The sequence below is a fragment of the Xanthomonas rydalmerensis genome (genome assembly GCF_033170385.1).
Taxonomy (GTDB): Bacteria; Pseudomonadota; Gammaproteobacteria; order Xanthomonadales; family Xanthomonadaceae; genus Xanthomonas_A; species Xanthomonas_A rydalmerensis.
Genome location: NZ_CP126170.1, coordinates 3,861,701 through 3,887,030 on the forward strand (window position 1 = coordinate 3,861,701; position 25,330 = coordinate 3,887,030).

General features: G+C 67.7%; 20 protein-coding genes and 8 tRNA genes. 9 read left to right on the top strand and 19 right to left on the bottom strand.

All coding sequences use genetic code 11. The annotated features are described in order from the left end of the window. Positions 1 to 27: 27 nt before the first annotated feature. The 13 genes from QN245_RS16245 to QN245_RS16305 all read right to left on the bottom strand — a co-directional run bounded on the left by QN245_RS16245 (position 28) and on the right by QN245_RS16305 (position 7,865). Positions 28 to 104: transfer RNA gene (locus QN245_RS16245), tRNA-Asp, on the bottom strand. A gap of 117 nt (positions 105 to 221) precedes the next feature. Next, positions 222 to 298: transfer RNA gene (locus QN245_RS16250), tRNA-Asp, on the bottom strand. A 27-nt stretch (positions 299 to 325) separates the two neighbouring features. Continuing rightward, positions 326 to 400 (bottom strand) — tRNA-Val (locus QN245_RS16255). A gap of 11 nt (positions 401 to 411) precedes the next feature. Beyond that, positions 412 to 684, bottom strand: a complete 273-nt coding sequence (locus QN245_RS16260; protein ID WP_010341124.1) for an HU family DNA-binding protein — start codon at positions 682 to 684, stop codon at positions 412 to 414. 228 nt (positions 685 to 912) lie between these two features. Continuing rightward, a complete protein-coding gene (lon, locus tag QN245_RS16265) occupies positions 913 to 3,381 on the bottom strand; it encodes an endopeptidase La (RefSeq protein ID WP_160966185.1) in 2,469 nt (822 codons plus the stop codon). Positions 3,382 to 3,559: 178 nt separating this feature from the next. Next, a complete protein-coding gene (clpX, locus tag QN245_RS16270; protein WP_160966183.1) occupies positions 3,560 to 4,846 on the bottom strand; it encodes an ATP-dependent Clp protease ATP-binding subunit ClpX in 1,287 nt (428 codons plus the stop codon). 128 nt (positions 4,847 to 4,974) lie between these two features. Beyond that, positions 4,975 to 5,601: an ATP-dependent Clp endopeptidase proteolytic subunit ClpP gene (gene clpP / locus QN245_RS16275; protein ID WP_017907831.1), complete on the bottom strand. Its 627-nt coding sequence runs from the start codon at positions 5,599 to 5,601 to the stop codon at positions 4,975 to 4,977. Positions 5,602 to 5,742: 141 nt separating this feature from the next. Then, entirely contained in the window at positions 5,743 to 7,038 is a 1,296-nt protein-coding gene (gene tig, locus QN245_RS16280) for a trigger factor (protein WP_317843674.1), read from the bottom strand. A gap of 191 nt (positions 7,039 to 7,229) precedes the next feature. Then, positions 7,230 to 7,314, bottom strand: a tRNA-Leu gene (locus QN245_RS16285). A 90-nt stretch (positions 7,315 to 7,404) separates the two neighbouring features. Next, positions 7,405 to 7,480, bottom strand: a tRNA-Lys gene (locus QN245_RS16290). A 75-nt stretch (positions 7,481 to 7,555) separates the two neighbouring features. Next, positions 7,556 to 7,632, bottom strand: a tRNA-His gene (locus QN245_RS16295). Positions 7,633 to 7,667: 35 nt separating this feature from the next. Beyond that, positions 7,668 to 7,744 (bottom strand) — tRNA-Arg (locus QN245_RS16300). Positions 7,745 to 7,788: 44 nt separating this feature from the next. Continuing rightward, a tRNA-Pro gene (locus QN245_RS16305) sits at positions 7,789 to 7,865 on the bottom strand. Between the two features lie 155 nt (positions 7,866 to 8,020). On the opposite strand from QN245_RS16305, the gene QN245_RS16310 reads away from it, so the two are divergent. Then, entirely contained in the window at positions 8,021 to 8,821 is an 801-nt protein-coding gene (locus tag QN245_RS16310) for a Bax inhibitor-1/YccA family protein (protein WP_184448243.1), read from the top strand. A gap of 141 nt (positions 8,822 to 8,962) precedes the next feature. Here the strand turns inward: QN245_RS16310 and QN245_RS16315 are convergent, their stop codons facing one another. The 3 genes from QN245_RS16315 to grxC all read right to left on the bottom strand — a co-directional run bounded on the left by QN245_RS16315 (position 8,963) and on the right by grxC (position 10,853). Then, a complete protein-coding gene (locus QN245_RS16315; RefSeq protein WP_184448244.1) occupies positions 8,963 to 9,970 on the bottom strand; it encodes an isocitrate dehydrogenase in 1,008 nt (335 codons plus the stop codon). A gap of 164 nt (positions 9,971 to 10,134) precedes the next feature. After that, positions 10,135 to 10,545, bottom strand: coding sequence for a carboxymuconolactone decarboxylase family protein (locus QN245_RS16320; RefSeq protein ID WP_160966175.1), 411 nt, complete (start codon positions 10,543 to 10,545; stop codon positions 10,135 to 10,137). Further along, positions 10,542 to 10,853: a glutaredoxin 3 gene (gene grxC / locus QN245_RS16325; RefSeq protein ID WP_160966173.1), complete on the bottom strand. Its 312-nt coding sequence runs from the start codon at positions 10,851 to 10,853 to the stop codon at positions 10,542 to 10,544. The genes QN245_RS16320 and grxC overlap by 4 nt, the downstream gene beginning before the upstream one ends. A 149-nt stretch (positions 10,854 to 11,002) precedes the next feature. Between grxC and QN245_RS16330 the strand changes: the two genes are divergently transcribed. The 7 genes from QN245_RS16330 to QN245_RS16360 all read left to right on the top strand — a co-directional run bounded on the left by QN245_RS16330 (position 11,003) and on the right by QN245_RS16360 (position 20,727). After that, the gene (locus QN245_RS16330) at positions 11,003 to 12,646 is read left to right on the top strand and encodes a M48 family metalloprotease (RefSeq protein WP_317843675.1); all 1,644 of its coding nucleotides are present in this window, start codon (positions 11,003 to 11,005) and stop codon (positions 12,644 to 12,646) included. An 83-nt stretch (positions 12,647 to 12,729) separates the two neighbouring features. Then, on the top strand, positions 12,730 to 13,419 hold the full coding sequence (gene phoB / locus QN245_RS16335) for a phosphate regulon transcriptional regulator PhoB (protein ID WP_160959358.1): 690 nt from the start codon (positions 12,730 to 12,732) through the stop codon (positions 13,417 to 13,419). 64 nt (positions 13,420 to 13,483) lie between these two features. Beyond that, positions 13,484 to 14,809 carry a phosphate regulon sensor histidine kinase PhoR gene (phoR, locus tag QN245_RS16340; RefSeq protein WP_160966169.1) on the top strand — a complete coding sequence of 442 codons (1,326 nt, stop codon included), beginning with the start codon at positions 13,484 to 13,486 and terminating at the stop codon, positions 14,807 to 14,809. An 11-nt stretch (positions 14,810 to 14,820) separates the two neighbouring features. Further along, positions 14,821 to 16,920, top strand: coding sequence for a polyphosphate kinase 1 (gene ppk1, locus QN245_RS16345; RefSeq protein ID WP_160966167.1), 2,100 nt, complete (start codon positions 14,821 to 14,823; stop codon positions 16,918 to 16,920). Positions 16,921 to 16,975: 55 nt separating this feature from the next. Beyond that, positions 16,976 to 18,502 carry an exopolyphosphatase gene (gene ppx, locus QN245_RS16350; protein WP_317843676.1) on the top strand — a complete coding sequence of 509 codons (1,527 nt, stop codon included), beginning with the start codon at positions 16,976 to 16,978 and terminating at the stop codon, positions 18,500 to 18,502. A gap of 583 nt (positions 18,503 to 19,085) precedes the next feature. Then, positions 19,086 to 20,219 (top strand): glycosyltransferase family 4 protein, encoded by a 1,134-nt coding sequence (locus QN245_RS16355; RefSeq protein ID WP_184448246.1) that lies wholly within the window; start codon positions 19,086 to 19,088, stop codon positions 20,217 to 20,219. After that, positions 20,203 to 20,727 carry a phosphatase PAP2 family protein gene (locus tag QN245_RS16360; RefSeq protein WP_184448247.1) on the top strand — a complete coding sequence of 175 codons (525 nt, stop codon included), beginning with the start codon at positions 20,203 to 20,205 and terminating at the stop codon, positions 20,725 to 20,727. The genes QN245_RS16355 and QN245_RS16360 overlap by 17 nt, the downstream gene beginning before the upstream one ends. Before the next feature lie 95 nt (positions 20,728 to 20,822). Here QN245_RS16360 and QN245_RS16365 read toward each other — a convergent pair whose 3' ends face one another. After that, positions 20,823 to 22,241 carry a CoA transferase gene (locus tag QN245_RS16365; protein WP_184448248.1) on the bottom strand — a complete coding sequence of 473 codons (1,419 nt, stop codon included), beginning with the start codon at positions 22,239 to 22,241 and terminating at the stop codon, positions 20,823 to 20,825. 398 nt (positions 22,242 to 22,639) lie between these two features. Between QN245_RS16365 and lpxH the strand changes: the two genes are divergently transcribed. Further along, a complete protein-coding gene (gene lpxH / locus QN245_RS16370) occupies positions 22,640 to 23,377 on the top strand; it encodes a UDP-2,3-diacylglucosamine diphosphatase (RefSeq protein ID WP_160966161.1) in 738 nt (245 codons plus the stop codon). Between the two features lie 55 nt (positions 23,378 to 23,432). Here the strand turns inward: lpxH and QN245_RS16375 are convergent, their stop codons facing one another. Beyond that, positions 23,433 to 23,924, bottom strand: coding sequence for a hypothetical protein (locus QN245_RS16375; protein WP_317843677.1), 492 nt, complete (start codon positions 23,922 to 23,924; stop codon positions 23,433 to 23,435). 141 nt (positions 23,925 to 24,065) lie between these two features. Further along, complete coding sequence (locus QN245_RS16380) at positions 24,066 to 25,310, bottom strand: zinc-dependent metalloprotease (RefSeq protein ID WP_317843678.1); 1,245 nt, start codon at positions 25,308 to 25,310, stop codon at positions 24,066 to 24,068. Between the last annotated feature and the right edge of the window lie 20 nt (positions 25,311 to 25,330).

Below are 25,330 nucleotides of genomic sequence, written 5' to 3' on the forward strand. Positions count from 1 at the left end.
CGATTGCTCGGGGGTTTCGCGTGCAAATGGCGGAGTGGACGGGACTCGAACCCGCGACCTCCGGCGTGACAGGCCAGCATTCTAACCGACTGAACTACCACTCCGCGTTTGAACGGAGGCGGGCGCGAAGCCCGCTTTCCCGGAGCTGCCGGGCCGACGCTGGCGCGTGGCGGCGACTGCGAGAAACGAAACCCCCGATCGCTCGGGGGCTTCGGTACAACTGGCGGAGTGGACGGGACTCGAACCCGCGACCTCCGGCGTGACAGGCCAGCATTCTAACCGACTGAACTACCACTCCGCTTTTGAAACTTGTCGCTTGGTGCTCTGGTGGGTGCTGAGGGTTTCGAACCCCCGACCCTCTCCGTGTAAAGGAGACGCTCTACCGCTGAGCTAAGCACCCTAGCGAGTCGATTAGTTTACGGCATCCTTCAGCGCTTTACCAGCCTTGAACGTCGGATTCTTCGACGCCGCGATCTTGATGGAGTCGCCGGTCTTCGGGTTGCGGCCGGTGCGCTCGGCACGGTCGCGCACCTGGAAGGTGCCGAAGCCCACGAGCGTGACGCTGTCGCCCTTCTTCAGCGCCTTGGTCACTTCCGACACGAAGGCGTCGATGGCACGACCGGCTTCGGCCTTGGAGATATCGGCGGCAGCGGCGATCGCGTCGTTCAGTTCGGCTTTATTCATTTCTTGATGACTCCATGTGCGGCAGAAGACCGCGGAATTGAGGATCGGGTGTCGGCGTGGCCTGTCTCGCGTTGGCGAGACCCCGATCGATGATTTGCACTACCAAGCACGCCCGTTCGCGGTGCTCGCAAGCGCTGCATTTATACCAGCGGGCCCATACCCGCGCAAGCCGAAAAGCCAGCAACGGCGCGGGTTTGAGCCATATGCGCAGGGACGGTTCAGCGCGCGTCAGTGCTTGACGCGCGGGTTCGAGGATGCTTTCTGCTTGCGCCGCGACGGCGCCTGCTCGGCATCGGCGGCGGGCTTGGGCGCAAGCGGACGCTCCAGGGCCAGATCCAGCACTTCGTCGATCCACTTCACCGGCACGATCTTCAGATCGCGGGTGACGTTCTCCGGGATGTCGGCCAGATCCTTGCGGTTCTCCTCGGGGATCAGCACGGTGCGGATACCGCCGCGCAGCGCCGCCAGCAGCTTTTCCTTGAGTCCGCCGATCGCCGAGACGCGGCCACGCAAGGTGATCTCGCCGGTCATCGCCACCTCCGACCGGACCGGCACCTTGGTCAGCATCGACACCAGCGAGGTCACCATCGCGATGCCGGCGCTGGGGCCGTCCTTGGGCGTGGCGCCATCGGGCACGTGCAGATGCACGTCGTGCTTCTGCAGGAAGTCCGCCTCGATGCCGAGCCGCTCGGCGCGCGAGCGCACCACCGACAACGCCGCCGACGCCGATTCCTTCATCACGTCGCCGAGCTGGCCGGTCAGGATCACCGCGCCCTTGCCCGGGACCAGGGTCGATTCGATCTGCAACAGATCGCCACCAACCTCGGTCCAGGCCAGGCCGGTCACCAGGCCGATCTCGTTCTGCTCCTCGGCGCGACCGAAGTCGTAGCGGCGCACGCCCAGGTACTTGTCCAGGTTCTTCGAGCCGACGCTGACGCGCGCCTTGTCCTTGCGCGCGACACCCTTCTTGGCCGCAGCCTTCTTCGCCGGCACCACCGTCTGCGGACCGGCCAGGGCGATCTCCTTGACCACCTTGCGGCAGATCTTGGCCACTTCGCGCTCGAGGTTACGCACGCCGGATTCGCGCGTGTAGTAGCGCACGATGTCGCGGATCGCGTCGGCACCGATCTCCAGTTCGTCCTGCTTCAGGCCATTGGCCTTGAGCTGCTTGGGTACCAGGTAGCGTGCGGCGATGTTGAGCTTCTCATCCTCGGTATAGCCGGGGATGCGGATCACTTCCATGCGGTCCAGCAACGGGCCGGGGATGTTCAGCGAATTGGAGGTCGCCACGAACATCACTTCGGACAGGTCCAGATCCACTTCCAGGTAGTGGTCGTTGAAGGCGTTGTTCTGCTCGGGGTCGAGCACTTCCAGCAGCGCCGACGACGGATCGCCGCGGAAGTCCATCGACATCTTGTCGATCTCGTCGAGCACGAACAGCGGGTTCTTGCTGCCGACCTTGTTGAGGTTCTGCACGATGCGGCCCGGCATCGAACCGACATAGGTGCGGCGATGCCCACGGATCTCCGCCTCGTCGCGCACGCCGCCCAGCGACATGCGCACGAACTTGCGGTTGGTGGCCTTGGCGATGGACTGGCCCAGCGAGGTCTTGCCCACGCCCGGCGGCCCGACCAGGCACAGGATCGGCCCCTTCATCTGCTTCACCCGCGACTGCACCGCGAGATACTCGAGGATGCGGTCCTTGACCTTCTCCAGGCCGTAGTGATCGGCGTCGAGGGTTTCCTGCGCGACCTTGAGGTCCTTGCGCACCTTGCTGCGCTTCTTCCACGGCACGCCCAGCAGCCAGTCGAGGTAGTTGCGCACCACCGCGGCTTCGGCGGACATCGGCGACATCTGCTTGAGCTTGTTGAGTTCGGCCTTGGCCTTGGTCTCCACCGGCTTGGGCATGCCGGCCTCGGCGATCTTGCGCGCCAGTTCCTCCAGTTCGCCCGGCGCATCGTCGAGGTCGCCCAGCTCCTTCTGGATCGCCTTCATCTGCTCGTTGAGGTAGTACTCGCGCTGGCTTTTCTCCATTTGCGACTTGACCCGGCCGCGGATGCGCTTCTCCAGCTGCTGCACATCGATCTCGCCGTCGACCAGGCCGACCAGCATCTCCAGGCGCTCGCCCACTTCCAGCGTTTCCAGCAGGCGCTGCTTGTCGGCCAGGCGCACACCGATGTGCGCGGCGATGGTGTCGGCCAGGCGGCCGGGCTCGTCGATGCCGGACAACGTCTGCAGCAACTCCGGCGGCAGCTTGCGGTTGGTCTTGACGTACTGCTCGAACAGCGACATCAGCGAGCGCGCGATCGCCTCGACCTCGCGCTCCTCGCGCGATTCGGCGGCGTCGATCTCGCGGCCTTCGCCCTGCAGCGCGCCGTCGCGCTCGGCGACCTTGTCGACGCTGACCCGCGACAGGCCTTCGACCAGGACCTTGATGGTGCCATCGGGCAGCTTCAGCAGTTGCAGCACCTGCGCCAACGTGCCGACGTTGTACAGGTCGGCCGCCGCCGGATCGTCGGTCTCAGCGGATTTCTGCGCGACCAGCAGGATGCGCTTGTCGGCCTCCATCGCGTGCTCGAGCGCGCGCATGGATTTGTCGCGACCGACGAACAGCGGGATGACCATGTGCGGGAAGACCACGACGTCGCGCAACGGCAGGACCGGCAGGTCGAGGACTTCGGATTGGGACTGGGCCATGAGGATTCCGATTTGGGAGGCGGGAACGCGGTGCGGGCGGCCATAAAAACGCCGATGGCCCCGTTATGGGGCCATCGGCTGGACGATGCAAGGGGAGCAAGAAACCCCTTTTACTTTCAGTAACTTACCGAGACACAGGGAGGCCGCGACGAGGTCGCCGCGCCCACCCCGCCCGGGGTCACTCCGCGGAGGCGACCTTGGGCGGCGCCGGCGGGGTCTGGTAGATCAGGTACGGCTCGGACTTGTGCTCGATCACCGACTCGTCCACCACCACCTTGCTGACGTTTTCCTGCGACGGCAGCTCGTACATCGTGTCCAGCAGCACCGACTCGACGATGGTGCGCAGGCCGCGTGCGCCGGTCTTGCGCTTGAGCGCCTTCTTGGCGATGGCCAGCAGCGCGTCCTGGCGGAACTCCAACTCCACGCCTTCCATCTCGAACAGCTTCTTGAACTGCTTGGTGATGGCGTTCTTCGGCTCGGTGAGGATCTTGATCAGCGCCGGCTCGTCCAGCTCCTCAAGCGTGGCGACCACCGGCAGGCGGCCGACGAACTCAGGGATCAGGCCGAACTTGATCAGGTCTTCCGGCTCGACCTCGGCCAGGATCTTGCCGACCTCGCGCTTGCGCTCGGAACTCTTGACCTTGGCGCCGAAGCCGATGCCGCCGGCATCGTTGGAGCGCTGCTGGATCACCTTGTCCAGGCCGGCGAACGCGCCGCCGCAGATGAACAGGATGTTCTTGGTGTCCACCTGCAGGAATTCCTGCTGCGGATGCTTGCGCCCGCCCTGCGGCGGCACCGAGGCAACCGTGCCTTCGATTAGCTTCAGCAGCGCCTGCTGCACGCCTTCGCCGGACACGTCGCGGGTGATCGACGGGTTTTCGCTCTTGCGCGAGATCTTGTCGATCTCGTCGATGTAGACGATGCCCTGCTGCGCCTTGTCGACGTCGTAGTCGCACTTCTGCAGCAGCTTCTGGATGATGTTCTCCACGTCCTCGCCGACATAGCCGGCTTCGGTCAGCGTGGTCGCATCGGCGATGGTGAACGGCACGTTGAGCAGGCGCGCCAGCGTCTCGGCCAGCAGCGTCTTGCCCGAACCGGTCGGACCAACCAGCAGGATGTTCGACTTGGCCAGTTCGACCTCGTCGTTCTTCTGCCGGCTCTCGATGCGCTTGTAGTGGTTGTACACGGCCACGGCGAGCGTGCGCTTGGCGCGCTGCTGGCCGATCACGTACTGGTCGAGCACTTCCAGGATCTCGCGCGGCTTGGGCAGGCTGCTGCGTGCCGACTGCGCCTTCTCCTCGAGCTCCTCGCGGATGATGTCGTTGCACAACTCGACGCATTCGTCGCAGATGAACACGCTGGGCCCGGCGATCAGCTTACGGACCTCGTGTTGACTCTTGCCGCAGAACGAGCAGTACAGGATCTTGTTGCTGTCGCCGGAACGGCCTTGCCGGTCTTCGCTCATTGCTTCGCTTACCCAGTTACCCCACCCGATGAACGGTGGTTCGATTTCGAGAATAGCACAGGGCCGGGAGGACGCTAGCCCGACCCCGGCCCTGCGGAATACGCTGCGTTTAGCAGTACATGCAAGCCTTATGCCGGCTGGATGGACTCATCCGGGCGACGCTCCAGAACCTGGTCGACGAGGCCGTAGGCCTGCGCGTCGACGGCGCTCTTGAAGTTGTCGCGCTCGGTGTCGCGGGCGATGGTCTCCAGCGACTGGCCGGTGTGCTTGGCCAGGATTTCGTTCAGCCGCGCGCGCAGGGTCAGGATCTCGCGCGCGTGGATGTCGATGTCGGTGGCCTGGCCCTGGAAGCCGCCCAGCGGCTGGTGGATCATCACCCGCGAGTTCGGCAGCGCATAGCGCTTGCCGGCCGCGCCCGAGGCCAGCAGCAGCGCGCCCATCGAGGCGGCCTGGCCGACGCAGATGGTGCTCACGTCCGGCTTGATGTACTGCATGGTGTCGTAGATCGCCATGCCGGCGGTGACCACGCCGCCCGGCGAGTTGATGTAGATGCTGATGTCCTTCTCCGGATTGTCCGCTTCCAGGAACAGCAGCTGCGCCACGATCACATTGGCCATGTGGTCGTCGATCGGGCCGACCAGGAAGATCAGGCGCTCCTTCAACAGGCGCGAATAGATGTCGTAGGCGCGCTCGCCGCGGCTGGTCTGCTCGACCACCATCGGAACCAGATTCAAGGCCTTGGTCACATTGTCCACGCGGTGATCTCCTGCTGCTCGGGGTCGGTCCCTGCACGGGGGTGTACAGGGCTTCGCATCGTGTTGCGCCCCGCCGCCGCGGGGAGTGAAACGGGATTCGGCGCGCGCATGCCGGGATGCGCGCGGCGGCGACGCGTCGTCTTATTGACGGATCGCGTCCTGGAACGACATCGCCTGCTCGGTGTGCTGGGCGCGCTCGGCGATCCAGTCGATCACCTGCTCTTCCATCACGCGGCTCTGCAGTCCTCCCATCAATTGGGGGTCGTTGCGGTACATCTCAATGACCTGTTCCGGCTCTTCGTAGGTCGAGGCGATCAGGCGCAGCGTCTCCGAGACCCGCTTCGGGTCCAGGCGCAGTTCGTTGCGGCGGGCGACCTCGCCGACCAGCAGGCCGACCAGCACACGCTTGCGCGCGGCGTCCATGAAGCCCTGGTGGGCATCGTCAGGCACCTGGCCCGGGTCGCGGCCGGAACGGCGCAGTTGCTCGACCTGCTGCGCCAGCATGGCGCGCGCTTCGTTCTCGACCAGGCGCGGCGGCATTTCGACCGAGGCGTAGGCGGCGATCAGCTGCTCGCCGACTTCGCGGCGCAGGCGGTTCATCAGCGCGCCCTTGAGCTCGCGTTCCAGGTTGATGCGGATGTCCTTGCGGAACTGCTCGGCATCACCGCTCTTCACGCCGAAGCTCTTGATGAACTCCTTGTCCACGTCCGGCAGCACCGGCGCGGCCACGTCGACCGCCTTCACGTGGACCTGGACCTGCTTGCCGGCGAACTGCGGCACACGCCAGTCGGCCGGGAAGTCGACGGTCAGGGTCTTCTCTTCGTCCTTGGACAGGCCGACCAGGCCCTGCTCGATCGCCGGGAACATGACGCCCGAGCCGATCACGCTGCTGCCCTTCTCCACGCCCTCGGCCGGCAGGCGCTCGTCGCCGACCTGCGACCAGGTCTCCAGGGTCACCAGGTCGCCGTCCTGCGCCGGACGCGCGACCGGCTGCCAGGTGCGGCGCTGCAGGCGCAGGTTTTCGATCATCTGCTCGATGTCGGCGTCGGTGACCTCGGCGGTGTGGCGGATCACCTGCAGCTTGGACACGTCGATGTCGCCGAAGTCCGGCACCACTTCGAAGGTGGCCACGAACTGCAGTTCGTTGTCGCCGGCGCGGTCGATGCGCGGATTGCCGGCCAGGCGCAGCGCGTGCTCGCGCACGGCCGAGTCGAAGGTCTCGCGCAGCAGGCCGTCCAGCGCCTCGGCGCGGATCTGCGGCCCGAAGCGCTGCTCGATCACCTTGGCCGGAATCTTGCCCGGACGGAAGCCCTTGATCCGCGCGGTACGCGCGACTTCGCGCAGGCGACCGCCGACATGGGTTTCCAGGCGATCCTCCGGCAGGGTGAAGGTCAGACGCCGTTCCAGGGTACCGGTGGTTTCGATCGAAGCTTGCATGTGGACTCCTGCCACCGGGAGCCCACGGCTCTCGGCACGATGTAGAAAAGTACGGGTTGGCGCGGGCACGGGACAGCCGCCGCAGCCGGATAGTTTCGCCTATTCCCGCGGCGCCTGCCAGCGCAGGGCCGGTAGGCCCGAAGCGGCGACGCCGGACGTGGCCGCGCGAGCACGGCCCACGGGCATCGGAATGGTGCGAAAGAGGGGACTCGAACCCCTACGCCTTGCGGCACTGGTACCTAAAACCAGGGCGTCTACCAATTCCGCCACTTTCGCATTGCAGGGCCGGAAGGCGCCTGCCGGCACATTGTTGCAGGCCGGCCGGCAAAGAAAAAGGCACCTGCCGGAGCAGGTGCCTTTCTGTTTTGGTGGGCCGTCAAGGATTCGAACCTTGGACCTATTGATTAAGAGTCAACTGCTCTACCAACTGAGCTAACGGCCCTGAAACTGAGTCGCACATTCTATGTGCTTTTTTGCTTCGTTGCAACACCCGCGAAGCGTCGGGTCACACGATCAATGGGGTGGCTGAGGGGACTCGAACCCCCGACATCTGGAATCACAATCCAGTACTCTAACCAACTGAGCTACAGCCACCATTGAAACCTTGCATCTGCTGCCCGGCGCCGGTGTGGCGCGCCCGACAGGAATCGAACCTGTAACCGCCGGCTTAGAAGGCCGGTGCTCTATCCAGTTGAGCTACGGGCGCCCTGGCTGGATTGTCGCATTCCTTTCCGCCGTTGGACATCGGATTGGTCGGGGTAGAGGGATTCGAACCCCCGACATCCTGCTCCCAAAGCAGGCGCGCTACCAGACTGCGCTATACCCCGGCGGAACATCCCTCGCGGCCAAGGCCGGAAAGGTCGGCTATTGTGGGAAGCCTGAGGCCCGCTGTCAACGTCGCATGTACGCAACATCGCCTGCGCTATGCTCACGCCTTGCCATCGGCACCGGCCGAGCGCCACTTTTTGAAGGAGAAAACAGCATGCTTCGCAGCGGTAATCCCGCCCTGAAGGAATCCACCTTCCTCGATCTGCACAGCGGCAACGTGGTCTCGCCCGGCAGCGGCACGGTCGTCGCACACGACAGCGGCGCGATGACCCTGAACGGCACCGCCAACAAGACCGGCGTGTTGTTGATGCTGACCGTGCTCACCGCCGTGTTCGCCTGGAGCCAGTCGCTCTCGGTCGACGCCGCGGGCAACGAGATGATCGCCCCGGGCGTGGCCGGCTACGCGCTGGGCGGCGCCATCGGTGGCTTCATCCTGGCCCTGATCACGATCTTCAAGAAGGAATGGTCGCCGATCACCGCGCCGCTGTACGCGCTGGTGGAAGGCTTCTTCCTGGGCTCGATCTCGGCGGTCTACGAGCACCGCTTCAACGGCATCGTGCTGCAGGCGGTGCTGCTGACCTTCGGCACCTTGTTCGCGCTGTTGTTCGCCTACCGCAGCGGCATGATCAAAGCCACCGAGAACTTCAAGCTGGGCGTGGTCGCAGCCACCGGCGGCATTGCCCTGGTGTACCTGGCGACCATGGTGCTGGGCTTCTTCAACATCCAGATTCCCTACATCCACGCCTCCGGCACGGTCGGCATCCTGTTCAGCCTGTTCGTGGTGGTGGTGGCGGCGCTGAACCTGGTACTGGACTTCGACTTCATCGAGAGCGGCGTCGAACAGGGCGCGCCCAAGTACATGGAGTGGTACGGCGCGTTCGGCCTGATGGTTACGCTGGTGTGGCTGTATGTGGAGTTCCTGCGCTTGCTGTCGAAGCTGCAGTCGCGGAATTGAAGCCGGGAGTCGGGAATCGGGATTGGGGAATCGTAAGAGCGACTCCCCTTGACCGATCTGCAGATGTGGTTTCGGACAACTTCCGAGCAAAAGAAAGGGCGCCCTGGGGCGCCCTTTCTTGTTTGCGATCTTCCGGCGCGCTCAGAGGCGGCTGGCGATGGCCTTGGCGAAGCCCATGGTATTGCCGCTGCCGCCCAGGTCCGGGGTCAGCCCGTCCTTGGCTTCCAGCGTGGCGACGATGGCGTTGCGCAGGCGCTCGGCGTTCTGCGGCTGGCCGACATGGTCCAGCAGCTGTGCCGCACCCAGCAGCAGCGCGCACGGGTTGGCCTTGCCCTGCCCGGCGATGTCCGGGGCCGAGCCGTGCACGGCTTCGAAGATCGCCGCGTCCACGCCGATGTTGGCGCCCGGGGCCAGGCCCAGGCCACCGACCAGGCCGGCGCACAGGTCCGACAGGATGTCGCCGAACAGGTTGGTGGTGACGATGATGTCGAACTGCTCCGGGCGCATCACCAGTTGCATGCACGCGTTGTCGACGATCATTTCCTGGAATTCGATCTCCGGGTAGTTCGCCGCCACTTCGCGCGCCACCTTCAGGAACAGACCCGAGGTGGACTTGATGATGTTGGCCTTGTGCACCGCGGTGACCTTCTTGCGGCCGGTCGCACGGGCCAGGTCGAAGGCGTAGCGCACGATGCGCTCGGAACCCTTGCGGGTCACCTTGGCCATGGACAGCGCGGTCTCGCCGTCGGCCGACACTTCCTGGCCTTCGCTCAGGTAGGCGCCTTCGGTGTTCTCGCGCACGGTGATCAGGTCCACGCCGGCGCCGAAGCGCGACTTGGTGTTCGGGAACGACTTGGCCGGACGCACGTTGGCGTACAGGTCGAACTGGCGGCGCATGGCCACGTTGATCGAGCTGAAGCCCTCGCCCACCGGCGTGGTCAGCGGGCTCTTCAGCGCCACCTTGTTCTTGCGGATCGACTCCAGCGTGGCGGCCGGCAGCAGGTCGCCGTGCTTCTCCAACGCCACCAGGCCCGCGTCGGCGTATTCGTAGGTGAGGCCGGCGTTCAGCGCGTCGAGCACGAACAGCGTGGCGTCCATGATCTCCGGGCCGATGCCATCGCCACGGATGACCGTGATTGTCTGCGTCATAGGGTTGCGGTTTCCGTACAAGAGGGGGGAGCGCCGCCCGGGAACCGGGGCTGCAGGCGCAAGGAGGTTTCAGCGGTAATTATGCCCGAAGCCGGTGAAGGCGCCCAAAACCGGGCGGCCTCCGGCGCGGGCGCCGGCGGGCTTGGGGGCACCCCGAGGCGGGCTCAGTCGTGGGCGTGCTGCGCCGGGGCCGCGGCGCCAGCCTCCAGCGTGTCGAGGAAGTCCACGGCGCGGCGCAGGTGCGGGATCACGATCGACCCGCCGACCACCAGGCCGACCGAAAAGGTCTCGAAGAACTCCTCGCGGCTGACCCCAGCCTCCTTGCACTGGGCCACGTGGTAGCTGATGCAGTCGTCGCAGCGCAGCACCAGCGAGGCGACCAGGCCGAGCAGTTCCTTGGTCTTAACGTCCAGCGCGCCGGCCTGGTAGGTCTGGGTGTCCAGCGCGAAGAAGCGCCGCACCACCTGGTTCGGCTCGGCCAGGATGCGCTGGTTCATGCGCTGGCGGAACTCAGTGAACTCGCGTACCCGGTCCTCCCCTGCCGCGGCGCCCTCGCCCGTCGCGGCGCCGCTCATGCCTGCGCCTCGGGGGCGCGGCCGTCGAGCAGCGGCTCCAGCTTGCCGGCGCGGTGCAGCGCCATCATGTCGTCGTAGCCGCCGACGTGGACGTCGCCGACGAAGATCTGCGGCACGCTGGTGCGCCGCGCCAGCGCGACCATCTTCTCGCGCTCGGCCGGATCCAGGTCGATCCGTACCTCGTTCCAGGTGCGGCCCTTGCTCTTGAGGAAGTTCTTGGCCGCCACGCAGTACGGGCAGATCGCGGTGGAATAGAGGGTGATCGGCGCGCCGCCGGCCTGGCCGGTGTCGGCAGTTGGGTTGTCCACGGGAAACTCCGGGCGGTGTAGAAGGTCCAAGTCACTATGGTAGCGGCCGGGTGGATTTTCGAGGCCGCTGCCGCAACACTGCGAATCATCCCGGATTCACCGTCGTCCCGGGCGCCCCCCGGCGTCCGCCTACCCTCTTGGAGCCCGTCTTGCGCCTGCTGCCGCTCGCCTTCGCGATCACCCTGGCCACCGCCTGCGCCGTGGCGCCGGCCCAGGAGAACAAGCTGCCGGACATCGGCTCCTCGGCCGGCGAGCTGCTGACCCCGGCGCGCCAGGCCGAGTACGGCAAGATGATGCTGGCCGAGCTGCGCAGCTACGGCTACGTGCTCGAGGACCCGCTGATCGACGACTGGCTGCAGACCATGGGCACTCGGCTCGGCGCCAACAGCGATCAGCCGCAGCAGAAGTTCACCTTCTTCATGCTGCGCGACCGCCAGATCAACGCCTTCGCCACCCTCGGCGGCTACGTGGCGGTCAACGCCGGCCTGGTGCTGACCGCCGAGCGCGAGGACGAGGTGGCCGCGGTGCTATCGCACGAAATCGCCCACGTCACCCAGCAGCACGTGCTGCGCGGGGTGGAGCGGGCGCAGCGCGACCAGATCCCGATCCTGCTCGGCATGCTCGCCGCGGTGGTCGCGGCGCAGCAGGCCGGCGGGCGCTCCAGCGGCGACGCCACCCAGGCGGCGATCGCCAGCGGCCTGGGCCTGATGCAGCAGCGGCAGATCGACTACACCCGCTCCAACGAATCCGAGGCCGACCGCCTGGGCATCCGCACCCTGGCGCGCAGCGGCTACGACGTCGATGCGATGGCCGGCTTCTTCGAGCGCATGTCGCTGGCGATGCGCGGCAACCAGGGCGGCTACAGCACCCCGGACTTCCTGATGACCCACCCGGTCACCACCACCCGCATCGGCGAGGCGCGTGAGCGCGCCGAGCAGATGAAGAAGAACACCCTGACCCTGACCACCAGCGTGCCCGGCGGCACCCTGAAGGAGCGGGTCGATCCGAACGACGTGTCGCTGAGCCAGCCGCTGGGCGCGCCCAGCAACCCGCTGCTGCCGGGCGGCCTGCAGTTGCCCTTCGCCAACTACGCGCGCGGCCCCAGCGGCCAGTTCGAGTGGGCGCGCGAGCGGCTGCGGGTGTTCAGCGCCAACACCCCGGCCGATGCGATCCGCGAGTACGAAGGCCTGCGCCAGGGCAGCAAGCAGGGCCTGAGCGACGCCCAGCGCTACGGCCTGGCGCTGGCGCGGCTGCGCGGCGGCGGCAGCGCGCAGGACGTCGCGCAGACGCTGGAAAGCCTGCTGCAGGCGCACCCGGACAACTGGTGGCTGACCGTCGCGGTGGCCGAGGCCGAGGCCAAGGCCGGCCGCAACCAGGCCGCCGACCAGCGCTTCGAGGCGCTGGTCAAACGCATGCCCAGCAACCGCGCGGTGGCCCTGAGCTATGCGACCGCCCTCAACGAACAGGGCGGCCGCCAGGCCGGCCAGCGCGCCCAGGCCGTGCTGCGGCCATTGCTGGGGGCGGCCGCGGAGGATCCGGTGTTCCAGCGCACCTTCGCCCGCGCCTGCGAACTGGCCGGCGACGACACCCGCGCCGGCGAGGCCTACGCCGAGGCCGCCTATCTGAACGGGCACCCGGAGCAGGCCCTGATCCAGCTCAGCAACCTGAAGAAGCGCAGCGACCTGGACTACGTGGCGCGCGCGCGTATCGACGCGCGCATCGCTGCGATCACCCCGACGGTGCTGGAACTGCGCCGCCAGGGCGTGCAGGACCCGGACATGCAACGGCGCTGAAACGCGCCCGTGTCAGGCGTCACTCAACCGTAATAAAACCGTAGTCTACTGGCGACCTTCCTCCCCAGTTCCACGGTGCCGTTGTGCAGAAACGCATCCTGATCGTCGACGACGAACCGGCCATCCGCGACATGGTCGCGTTCGCCCTGCGCAAGGGCGACTTCGAGCCGGTGCATGCCGGCGATGCCCGCGAGGCGCAGACCTCGATCGCCGACCGGGTCCCGGACCTGATCCTGCTGGACTGGATGCTGCCCGGCACCAGCGGCCTGGAACTGGCCCGGCGCTGGCGCAAGGATGCGATGACCCGCGAAGTGCCGATCATCATGCTCACCGCCCGCGGCGAGGAGAACGACCGCGTCGGCGGCCTGGAGGCCGGCGTCGACGACTACGTGGTCAAGCCGTTCTCCGCGCGCGAGCTGCTGGCGCGGATCCGCGCGGTGATGCGCCGCACCCGCGAGGACGACGAGGACGGCAGCGTCTCGGTCGGCAGCCTGCGCATCGACGGCGCGGCGCACCGGGTGTTCGCCGGCGAGGCGCCGGTGCCGATCGGCCCGACCGAGTACCGCCTGCTGCACTTCTTCATGACCCATCCCGAGCGCGTGTACAGCCGCGCGCAGCTGCTCGACCACGTCTGGGGCGGCAGCGTCTACGTGGAAGAGCGCACCATCGACGTGCACATCCGCCGCCTGCGCAAGACGCTGGAACCGTTCGCGGTGGAAAACATGGTGCAGACCGTCCGCGGTTCCGGCTATCGCTTCTCTGCGTCCATCTGACCGCCGGCTTCGCCTGTTATAACGGCGGACGGATCACGATCCTTTGCGACAGAGTGCGTTCCCGATGCCCCGCCACATCCGCTCCGCCTGGTTGAAGACCCTCGGCACGCTCGCCGGCATGTTGTTGCTGGCGTTGCTGGTCGGCTGGATCGGCGGCCATGTGTGGATGGCGCTGACCCTGATGTCGCTGGGGGTGATGGGCTGGCACTACTGGCGGCTGCGGCGGGTACTGCGGCGACTGACCGCGCGCCAGCGCTGGGAGCCGCCGGCCGGCACCGGCGTATGGAACGAGCTGGATCGGCTGCTGTACCGCAGCCAGGCGGAAATGCGCGTGCGCAAGCGGCGCCTGCTGGACATGCTGCGCGCCTACCGCGCCGCCGCCGCGGCACTGCCCGACGCGGTGGTGGTGGTGGACCGCAACAGCCAGCGCATCCAGTGGTTCAACGAGGCGGCCGGCACCCTGCTCGGCCTGCGCCACCCTGGCGACCTCGGCGCGCCGGTGGTGGAGCGCTTGCAGCCGATGCCGCTGGCGCACTGGCTCAGCGGCGGCCGCAACGCCGAACCGATGCTGGACATGCCCTCGCCGGTCGACGACCGCCTGCGCCTGAACCTGCGCCTGATCCCCTATTCCGACGACCACTGGCTGCTGGTCGCGCGCGACGTCAGCAAGCTGCTGCAGCTGGAGCAGGTGCGCCGCGATTTCGTCGCCAACGTCTCGCACGAGCTGCGCACGCCGCTGACCGTGGTCCACGGCTACCTGGACATGCTCGATCCGGAGGACTTCCCGGACTCGGGGCCGATGATCGCCGAGATGCGCAAGCAGTCGCAGCGCATGACCCAGCTGGTCGAGGACCTGCTGACCCTGTCGCGGCTGGAATCGCAGGAGCACGCCAACGAGGAGTCGATCGCGATGGCGCCGATGCTGGCCACGCTGCGCCGCGAGGCCGAGGCGCACAGTCAGGGCCGGCACCGCATCGAGGTCCACGACGAGGCCGATTGCGACCTGGTCGGCTCCAACAAGGAACTGCACAGCGCCTTCTCCAACTTGGTCACCAACGCGGTGCGCTACACCGCGGCCGGCGGCACCATCCGCATCCGCTTCGCCCGCGAAGGCGACGGCGCGGTGCTGTCGGTGCGCGACAGCGGCTACGGCATTCCCGCGCATCATCTGCCGCGGATCACCGAGCGCTTCTACCGCGTCTCCAGCAGCCGTTCGCGCGAGAGCGGCGGCACCGGCCTGGGCCTGTCGATCGTCAAGCACGTGCTCGGTCTGCATCAGGCGCGACTGGAGATCGAGAGCGAAGTCGGCAAGGGCAGCACCTTCTCCTGCCACTTCGGCGCCGGGCGCGTGCATCCGCGGCACGACCATGCCACCCTGACCTCCGTCTAACGAGTATCGCCATGCCCCGCCGCGCCCCTGCCCTGCCGCCCACGCCGCCACCGGACATTCCCAGCGACCCGCTGCGCGATCCCGCGCTGTACATCAACCGCGAACTGTCGCAACTGGACTTCAATTTCCGGGTACTGGCGCAGGCGCAGGACCCGCAGGTGCCGTTGCTGGAGCGGCTGCGCTTCCTGTGCATCTCCTGCACCAACCTCGACGAATTCTTCGAGATCCGCGCCGCCACCGTGCGCCACGCGCAGGAGTTCGGGCTGCCGCCGGCACCGGACGGGATGAGCCCCAGCGCCATCCTCACCTCCATCCACGACCGCGCCGCGCAACTGGTCGACCAGCAGTACCGCTGCTGGAACGAGGTGCTGCGCCCGGCACTGAAGGACGCCGGCATCGGCGTGCTCGGCCGCCATTCCTGGAACGCGCGGCAGAAGCGCTGGCTGCGCGCCTACTTCCGCAACGAGATCATGCCGGTGCTGTCGCCGCTGGGCCTGGACCCGGCGCATCCGTTCCCGAAGATCCTCAACAAGTCGCTGAACATCGTGGTGGTGCTCAAGGGCACCGACGCGTTCGGCCGCGTCGGCCACCTGGCGATCGTGCGCGCGCCGCGCTCGCTGCCGCGCATCATCCAGTTGCCGGAAAGCCTGTCCGAGGGCGGGCAGAGTTTCGTGTTCCTGTCCTCGGTGCTGTCCACCTTCGTCGACGAACTGTTCCCGGGCATGGAGGTGATGGGCTCCTACCAGTTCCGCGTCACCCGGAACTCCGAACTGGTGGTGGACGAGGAGGAAGTGGAGAACCTGGCGCTGGCGCTGCGCGACGAACTGGTCAACCGCGGCTACCGGCCGGCGGTGCGGCTGGAGATTGCCGAGGACTGCCCGAAGTCGATCGTGCGCACCCTGCTGCAGAACTTCGAATTGCCGGAGAACGCGGTCTACCGCATCAACGGCCCGGTCAACCTGAGCCGGGTCAACCAGGTCTACGACCTGGTGCAGCGCCCGGACCTGAAGTATCCGGCGATGAACCCGCGCACCCTGCGCGACAGCGAAGGCATCTTCGAGATCGCCGCCGCCGGCGACGTGCTGCTGCACCACCCGTTCGACGCCTTCACCGCGGTGCTGGACCTGATCAAGCAGGCCGCGATCGACCCCAACGTGCTGGCGATCAAGCAGACCCTGTACCGCACCGGCAAGGACTCGGCGATCGTCGATGCGCTGGTGCTGGCCGCGCGCAACGGCAAGGACGTCACCGTGGTGGTGGAGCTGCGCGCGCGCTTCGACGAAGAGGCCAACCTGGGCCTGGCCGACCGCCTGCAGGAAGCCGGCGTGCAGGTGGTGTACGGCGTGGTCGGCTACAAGACCCACGCCAAGATGCTGCTGATCGTGCGCCGCGAGGGCCGCAAGCTGCGCCGCTACGTGCACCTGGGCACCGGCAACTACCACAGCGGCACCGCACGCGCCTACACCGACCTGAGCCTGATCACCTCCGACGTGGACATCGGCAACGACGTGCACCTGCTGTTCCAGCAGTTGTCCGGCCTGGCGCCGAAGATCCGCCTCAAGCGCCTGCTGCAATCGCCCTTCACCCTGCACCCGGGCGTGCTGCACCGGATCGAACGCGAGACCAAGCTGGCGCACGCCGGCCGCCCGGGCCGCATCATCGCCAAGATGAACGCGCTCAACGAGCCGCAGGTGATCCGCGCGCTGTACGCCGCCTCGCAGGCCGGGGTCAAGATCGACCTGATCGTGCGCGGCGCCTGCACCCTGCGCCCCGGCGTGCCAGGCGTGTCCGACAACATCCGGGTGCGCTCGATCGTCGGCCGCTTCCTCGAGCACAGCCGGGTCTACTGGTTCGGCAACGACGGCGCGCCGGAACTGTTCTGCGCCAGCGCCGACTGGCTGGAACGCAACCTGCTGCGGCGCGTGGAGACCGGCTTCCCGATCCTCGATCCGGACCTGGTCAAGCGCATCCACCGCGAGGTGCTGCAGAACTACCTGGCCGACAATCTCAACGCCTGGGAACTGGACGCCGACGGCAACTACCGCAAGCTGGCCCCGGGCCAGGACCAGCCGCCGCACTCGGCGCAGCTGGCCCTGCTCGACGGGCTCTGAGCGCAGCGCGGCGTCGCGCCAACGGCGCGCGCCGCGCATCGGCTACCATTCCGCCATGCCTGCCACCTCCCCCACTCATCCGCCGCTGCGCGACGACGACCTACTGGCCGCCATCGACCTGGGTTCCAACAGTTTCCACATGGTCATCGCCCGCTATCAGCTCGGGCAGCTGCGGGTGGTGGACCGCCTGCGCGAGACCGTGCGCATGGCCGACGGCTTGGACAACAAGGGCGGGCTGTCCGCCGACGCGCGACAGCGCGCGCTGGAATGCCTGGCGCGCTTCGGCCAGCGCATCCGCGACCTGCCTTCGCTGCGCGTGCGCGCGCTGGCCACCAACACCGTGCGCCAGCTGCGCTCGCCGCAGACCTTCCTGATTCCCGGCGAGACCGCGCTCGGCCATCCGATCGAAGTGGTCAGCGGCCGCGAGGAAGCGCGCCTGATCTACCTGGGCGTGGCCCATGCGCAGCCGCCCAAGCCGGACGAACGCCGCCTGGTCATCGACATCGGCGGCGGCTCCACCGAGTTCATCATCGGCAGCGGCTTCCAGACCCTGGAACGCGAGAGCCTGCAGGCCGGCTGCATCGCCAGCACGCGGCGCTTCTTCCCGGGCGGCAAGCTGTCCAGGAAGAAGTGGAAGGACGCGCTGACCGAGATCGGCGCCGAGTTCCAGCAGTTCGCGGGCCAGTACCGCGCGCTGGGCTGGCACGAGGCGCTGGGTTCGTCGGGCACGCACAAGGCGATCGGCGAGATCTGCGCGGCGATGAAGCTGACCAAGGGCGCGATCACCGCCGAGGCGCTGCCGCAACTGCGCGACCGCCTGCTGCTGGCCAAGCGCATCGAGGACATCGACCTGCCGGGCCTGTCCGCCGACCGCCGGCCGATCATCGCCGGCGGCGTGCTGGTGCTGGAGGCGGCGTTCCAGGCGCTGGGCCTGCAACGGCTGATGGTGAGCAAGGCGGCCATGCGCGAAGGCATTCTCTACGACATGCTCGGCCGCGGCGGCGAGAACGATCCGCGCGAAACCGCGATCGCCGCGCTCACCCAGCGCTACGGCATCGACGAGGCGCAGGCCGCGCGCGTGGAGCACACCGCGATGGCGCTGTTCGAGCAGGTTGCCGGCGACTGGGCGCTGGATGCCGACGACGCGCGCATGCTCGGCTGGGCCGCGCGCCTGCACGAACTCGGCCAGGCCATCGCGCACAGCCAGTACCACGTGCACGGTGCCTACGTGCTGGAGCACTCGGACATCGCCGGCTTCTCGCGGCAGGAGCAGCAGGTGCTGGCCACGCTGGTGCGCACGCACCGCCGCAACGTCTCCAAGACCGCGTTCGAGGCACTGCCCGACCGCCTGCTGCTCAGCGCCAAGCGCAAGGCCGCGCTGCTGCGCCTGGCGGTGCTGCTGCATCGCGCGCACGAGGCCGACCCGATCCCCGCGCTGGAACTGAAGGCCGACGGCGCCAACCTGCACCTGATCCTGTCGCAGCCGTGGATCGAATCGCGGCCGCTGCAGCGCGCCGACCTGATCGGCGAAGTCGAGGGCATGGCCGGGCTGGGGATCAATTTCCGGCCGTTTGTGGCTTGAGGGCCGGGATTCGGGATTCGGGATTCGGGATTCGGGACTCGGGACTCGGGACTCGGGACTCGGGACTCGGGACTCGGGACTCGGGACTCGGGACTCGGGACTCGGGACTCGGGACTCGGGACTCGGGACTCGGGACTCGGGACTCGGGACTCGGGACTCGGGACTCGGGACTCGGGACTCGGGACTCGGGACTCGGGACTCGGGACTCGGGACTCGGGACTCGGGACTCGGGACTCGGGACTCGGGACTCGGGACTCGGGACTCGGGACTCGGGACGGCAGCATGCTGTCCGCGGTCAAATCGCGGTCAAGCGATTTGATGAAAAAAGTGCCGGTTTTTGAAAGAAAAAGCCGCACTCTCTGAAGCCGCGACACCGCGGCTTTTTTGTGGGAGGGGCTTCAGCCCCGACGCCTTACCGATACCGCGTCGGGGCTGAAGCCTCTCCCACAGAAAAGCGGCACGGCGACGAACTTGCGAAAATCCCGAATCCCGAATCCCGGCTTCTGGCGTCATCGTTCCTACATGCGCTGGACATGTTCGCTTCACCGCCGTGCGCGAGGCTTTGCCAAACCGGAGCCCCCGCATGCGCTACGCGATCGTCACCGAGACGTATCCCCCTGAGGTCAACGGCGTGGCGCTGACCGTGCAGGGGCTGGAACTGGGGCTGCGCGCGCGCGGCCATAGCGTCGATGTGGTGCGTCCGCGCCAGGCCGGCGATGCCGACCCGGCGGATCTGCGGCTGGTGCGCGGTGCGGCGCTGCCGCGCTACCCCGGATTGAAGTTCGGCCTGCCCGCGCCACGGCGCCTGACCCGGCTGTGGCAGGCGGCACCGCCGGATGCGGTGTACATCGCCACCGAGGGCCCGCTGGGCTGGTCGGCGCTGCGCAGCGCACGGCGCCTGGGCATTCCGATCGCCACCGGCTTCCACACCCGCTTCGACGAATACCTGCCGCAGTACGGCGCGGCCTGGCTGCAGTCGACCGCGCTGCGCTGGATGCGGCGCTTCCACAACCAGGCCCAGGCGACCCTGGTGCCGACCCGCGAACTGCGCGACTTCCTGGCCACCCAGGGCTTCGAGCGGGTACGCCTGCTGGCGCGCGCGGTGGACAGCAAGCAGTTCGAGCCGCAGCGCCGCGATCCGCAGTTGCGCCAGCAGTGGGGGCTGCAGGACGACGATTGCGCGGTGCTGTACGTGGGCCGCATCGCCTCGGAGAAGAACCTGCCGCTGGCGGTGCGCGCGTTCCGCCAGTTGCAGCAGCTGCGCCCGCGCGCGCGCTTCGTCTGGGTCGGCGACGGCCCGCTGCGCGAGCGCCTGGCGCAGGAGAATCCCGACTTCATCTTCTGCGGCGTGCAGCGCGGCGATGCGCTGGCGCGGCATTTCGCCAGCGGCGACCTGTTCCTGTTCCCCAGCCGCAGCGAGACCTTCGGCAACGTGACCCTGGAGGCGATGGCCAGCGGCCTGGCCACGGTCGCCTTCGACTACGGCGCGGCGCGCGAGTACCTGCGCGACGGCAGCAACGGCGCAGCGGTGGCCGACGACGACGCCTTCATCGCCGCCGCCCTGCGCCTGGGCAGCGACGAGGCGCTGCGCCGGCGCCTGGGCGCGGCCGCCTGCGCGTCGATGCAGCAACTGCGCCCGGAGCGGGTGGTGGCCGATTTCGATGCCCTGCTCAACCAACTGGCGCAGACCCGGAGGACGCATGTCGACGCGGCTTGAGATCCTGCGCGGGCACGAGACCCGCTGGTGCCGGCGCGCCAACCACTGGTGCCGGCGGCGTTCGGTGCGGCGCTTCTTCTCGGTGATCAGTCGACTGGGCGACGGCGTGTTCTGGTATGCGCTGATGACCCTGCTGGTGCTGTGCGACGGCATGGACGGCGTGTTCGCCTCCGCGCACATGGCCGCCACCGGCGTGGTCGCACTGAGCCTGTACAAGGGCCTGAAGCGCTGGACCCGGCGTCCGCGCCCGTATGCCGCCGACCTGCGCATTCGTGCCTGGGTGGCGCCGCTGGACGAATTCAGCTTCCCCTCCGGCCACACCCTGCACGCGGTGTCCTTCGGCATCGTCGCCCTCGCCTACTACCCGTGGCTGGCGCCGCTGCTGGTGCCGTTCATCGCCTGCGTGGCGCTGTCGCGGGTGGTGCTGGGCCTGCACTACCCCAGCGACGTCCTCGCCGCCACCGGCATTGGCGCGCTGCTGGCGGGCGTGTCGCTGTGGTTGGTTTAAAGCTGGGAGTGGGGAATCGGGAATAGGGAGTGGGAACAGCCGGCGCCGTCCGGCCCTATGCGCTCTCTCTCCATCCTGACGCTCTCAAGACTGCTTCATCGTGCCTTGGCCGAGTCGCTTGCCCATGCGCATGGAGACGCGCCAAGAGGCTCGGCGCCACGGGCGAGAGACGGGCGAAGGTCCGAGTAGTTGATCTGGGTTGGCAGGTACGTCGTTTCGCCGAACGGTCCCGGCACCGTCACACGTCGATTCTTCAGCCGCGCGGGATCGGGCGGCGGCAAGCCGATCACCTGTGCACGAGACAGCAGGCCGAGATCCTGGATCCACATGCAGACCCGCGCCAGGTCGAGATGGACATGGTAGGCGCCGCCTTCCACTGTGCGCCGCCGAAGGGCCTCGGTCACACCGGCCGCTCCCAAGATCGCGGCCAGATAGTCGTTCAGCAGATAGGTCGGCGGCAAGCGGGGGCCATCGAACGCCCCCTCCTCCGCCGAAAACCCCGTGGCGGCGCAGGCGAGCTGATCGAACCCGCCGCGCTGAGACCAAGGCCCCGCCTTGCCCCAGCCATGGAAGTCGAGCACGACAATCCCCGGCCGGCGCTCGGCAAGCGCGAGCGGCCCGTACCCCTTGCGATCGAGGGAAAGATAGCTTCCAACATAGATGTCGGCATCGCCCAACAGCCGTTCGAATGCCGCACGTCCCGCCGGCTCGTTGAGGTCGCACCAGGCGCTTCGCTTTCCAATATTGGTCTCGACCTGCATCGCCTGCGGGTCGGGATAACGCGGTGTCGAAAGATGAAGGACCTCCGCTCCATGTTCAGCCATCAGTCGCGCCGCGATCGGCCCTGCTATGACATGGGTGTTGTCGAGGACGCGCAATCCATCCATCGGCAGCGCTGCCCTTCCCTCGGGCAGGGGCACCGGTGGGGTATCGCCGATCCTGGTGATCTCGATCAGCGGTCGGTCGGCAAGGTAGAGCCCTTGGGGATGGCTGCGCCATTCCGCCCGCGTCCGGACGGCAACGCATGTGCCCCCTACCCCGCTGATGGCGTCCTCCAATGCGAAAGCGTCCCAACGTGCGATCGCGTCGGCAAAATGCCGACGTGACGGAGGACAACCGAGCACCTGGCAGGCCAGCATCCGCAGATGCGGATAGGTCAGCAGCAGATAAACGTAACGGCCGTCGCCTGCACGATAGAAGTCGCTGTCCGCGAACAGGGAGGGATCCTCGAAGAGTCGTTCGGCAGGCACGCCGTTCAAGGTCGTCAGGAACACCGCCATCAGCTGCGCGATCGCATCCTCGACGTCGACGGTGACGGTCTGTCGTGTCCCGCCCCTCAACTCGCCGAGACTGCTCATGCCCGCGCCCAGCAAGCCGAGGGCCGCGGCGGCACCGTCCCCAATACGATGGACCGATGGCGTCACCGGGTCGTGGCCCGTCAGGACCACCGTGGTGCCGGCGTCAATTCCGATGGAATCTCTCAGATCGGCGTAGACCCCCTGTACGGTCCTCATGACGACCTCCTTCAAACGTTGAAAGACGATTCACGGCCGGAGCGCGCGATGGCGCCAGCAATGCGGTCACGCTAACAAACATTTCTATGTTGATGGCGTGAGATGCGTCGGCGTATCAAACAGTGCCTTGGCCGCGCTCACCTCGGCAAACGAAGGCCCTGCACTACCGACCAGAATCGCAGCGCCGCACAAAGCGACAGGACGGCAACGGGCCGCGACCCGGTAGAAGGAGGAACCGTAGTTCAACGTGCACGCTCACTGGTCGCCAGCCACCAGGGCGGTTTCGGTTCCAAGGCGGCGGCGGAAGCCGCTCCTACGCCAGGCACAACGACGCCAATGCTCGCGGCTTCATCCAATCCCCAATCCCGATTCCCCAATCCCGGCCGTACAATGGCCGAATGACCACGCTGTTCATCTCCGACCTGCATCTGGATCCGGCACGGCCGGCGATCACCGCGCTGTTTCTCGACTTCCTGCGCGGGGAGGCGCGCCGGGCCGAGGCGCTGTACATCCTCGGCGACCTGTTCGAGGCCTGGATCGGCGACGACACGCCGTCCGAGGCGGCCGATGCGGTGGCGCTGGAGCTGCACGCGCTGCACGCGGCCGGGGTACCGGTGTTCTTCATGCACGGCAACCGCGACTTCCTGCTCGGTGCCGACTACGCGCAGCGCGCCGGCCTGCGCCTGCTGCCCGATCCCTGCGTGATCGATCTGTACGGCGAGCCGACCCTGCTGCTGCACGGCGACCTGCTGTGCACCGACGACACCGCCTACCAGGCGTTCCGCGCGCAGACCCGCGACCCGGCGTTCCAGCAGCAGTTCCTGGCGCAGCCGTTGGCCGCGCGCATCGCCTACGCGCAGCAGGCGCGCGCCGCCAGCCAGGCGCGCCAGGCCGACCTGAAACAGGGCGACCGCACGCAGTTCGAGACCGTCACCGACGTGGCGCCGGCCGAGGTCGCCGCCACCTTCGCCCGCTATGGCGTGGCGCGGATGATCCATGGCCACACCCATCGGCCGGCGGTGCATGCGCTGGACGTGGAGGGGCGTGCCTGCACCCGCATCGTGCTCGGCGACTGGTACGAACAGGGCTCGGTGCTGCGCGTGGATGCGCAGGGCTGCCGACTGCAACAGCTCTAGTACACGTGTCCGGCGCGGCCGCGCGCAGCCCGGCGACGCGCACAAGACCCGCCGCTCAGGGCAAGCCGCCACCGGTTTGCTGCTGCCGCCATTGCGCGTAATCGACGAAGTCGCCATCGACCACGTCGTACCAGCGGATCGCGCCGGAACGCTCGACGCGGAAACGGTCGCGGACCGGCTCGGTCTGTGGATCGCCCGGGCAACCGTCGCCGTGCTTCTCGCGCACCGCGATCTCGATCGCCGCCGGCGCGGAGGCCTTGGGTGCGGCCGGTGCAGAGGCTGTCGCGGAGGCCACCTCGTCCTGCTCGTCCTCGATGGCATAGCCCAGGCACGGCAGGTCGGGATAGGCGTGATCGGCCGCCAGGCGCGCCTGCAGCAGATCCATTGCGCGGTTTTCGTCGAAGGTGTCGGCCGGCGGGGTCGCCCGCGGCGGGTCGGTCTTGGCCGTCGGCGACGGGCTATCGGCCTGCCGATCGGGGGCGGGGCCGCAGCCCGCGCTCAGCATCGCCAGCAGCAGTGTGGCCGGCAGTCGCATGCGCTTGAACATCGTCGATCCCAGGAAGTCAGTCGGCACCGACCGCGCCGGCGCCACTTCCCAGCATAGCGGAAGCGCACGCCACCGCGCCCGCTCCGCTCGTCTCCGTCACGCGTGGCGCAGGCGTGCGGCCTGCGCCACGCGCACGCCGGCTCAGCGGAACCCGGCCACCGTCGCCTTGGTGTTGACCAGCACACGCTGGTTGTCGGCGGTGCTGGCGTTGCCCATCGGCACGCCGTTGTAGGACACGTTCGGGTTGGACCAGTAGTTCAGCCGCGGGCAACTGCTGGTGCAGTTGTAGGCCATGATCGTTCGCCAGCTGTTGCCGTAGCGATAACCGTGGCCATAGGCGTACGGCGAGGTGCTGGAGTCGGTGGCCACATCGTGGCGCGCGCTCTGCAGATGGCCGATCTCGTGGGCGAAGCTGTAGTAGCCGGTGGCGCAATCCCAGTACACCGCCGCGAACGCGGTGGCGGCGGTGGAACCGATGCCCGAGGCGAGGCCGCAATAGGCGGAATTGTCGATGATCAGCACGCCGACGTCGGCCGCGGTGCTGTTGCGCGAGGTATGGATACTGTCCATGTAGCCGTCGCTGGTACCGCGGAAGCGGGTCAGGTCGGTGTTGAAGTCGCCGGACTCGGTGTAGTTGGTGGTCTCGTAGCCGGCCAGTTGCATGGTGATGCCGACGTTGCTGTTGGTGTAGCCCTGGTTGGACTCGGCCACCGCCAGTTGCACCAGCGACTGGATGTTGCCGCCGTAGCTGGTCACCGCCTTGTTGGTCGCCACCACCAGCACGCGAATGGTCGCGGGCGAACCGGACGAGGCGCCGGCGGCGGTCATGCGCTCGTCGATCACCGACTGCGGCATCTGCACGGTCGGCAGCAGGGCGTAGTCGGCCGGATGCTCGGCCGGCATGCGGCGTTCGTCGACCTCCACCAGCACATGGCCGCCGCCGGCGATCGGACGCAGGTGGAACAGCGTGCCGTTGCTGCGGATGCTGCCGGTGATGGTGTCGCCGCTGCGCACCAGGATCGCCGAGTTCAGCGGATCCAGGCCGGAGGGTGCGCGAGTCCGGGCCACCGCGGCATTGCCGAGGTTGCCGTACCAGATGCTGTTGCCGCCTTCCAACTGCTCGGTCTTCAACTGCGTGGCGGTGATGCGCTGGCCCAGCAGGTCCAGCTCGAGTTGCTTCTGTCCGGCGGTGACCGCGGCGGCGTTCACGCCGACGCGCTGCACCGCGCCGGTGGCGGGATTGGCCAGCAGGCGGCTCAGCGCCGGCTCGCCGGCGATGGACTTGGACACGTACTGGCTGCTCTGGAACAGGGGCGTTCCGGCCGCGGAGGCGGAACCGGCGACACACAGGGCAAGCATCGCGGTAAGGCTGCAGATCGACTTCATGTCGGATTCCTGGGTGGTGA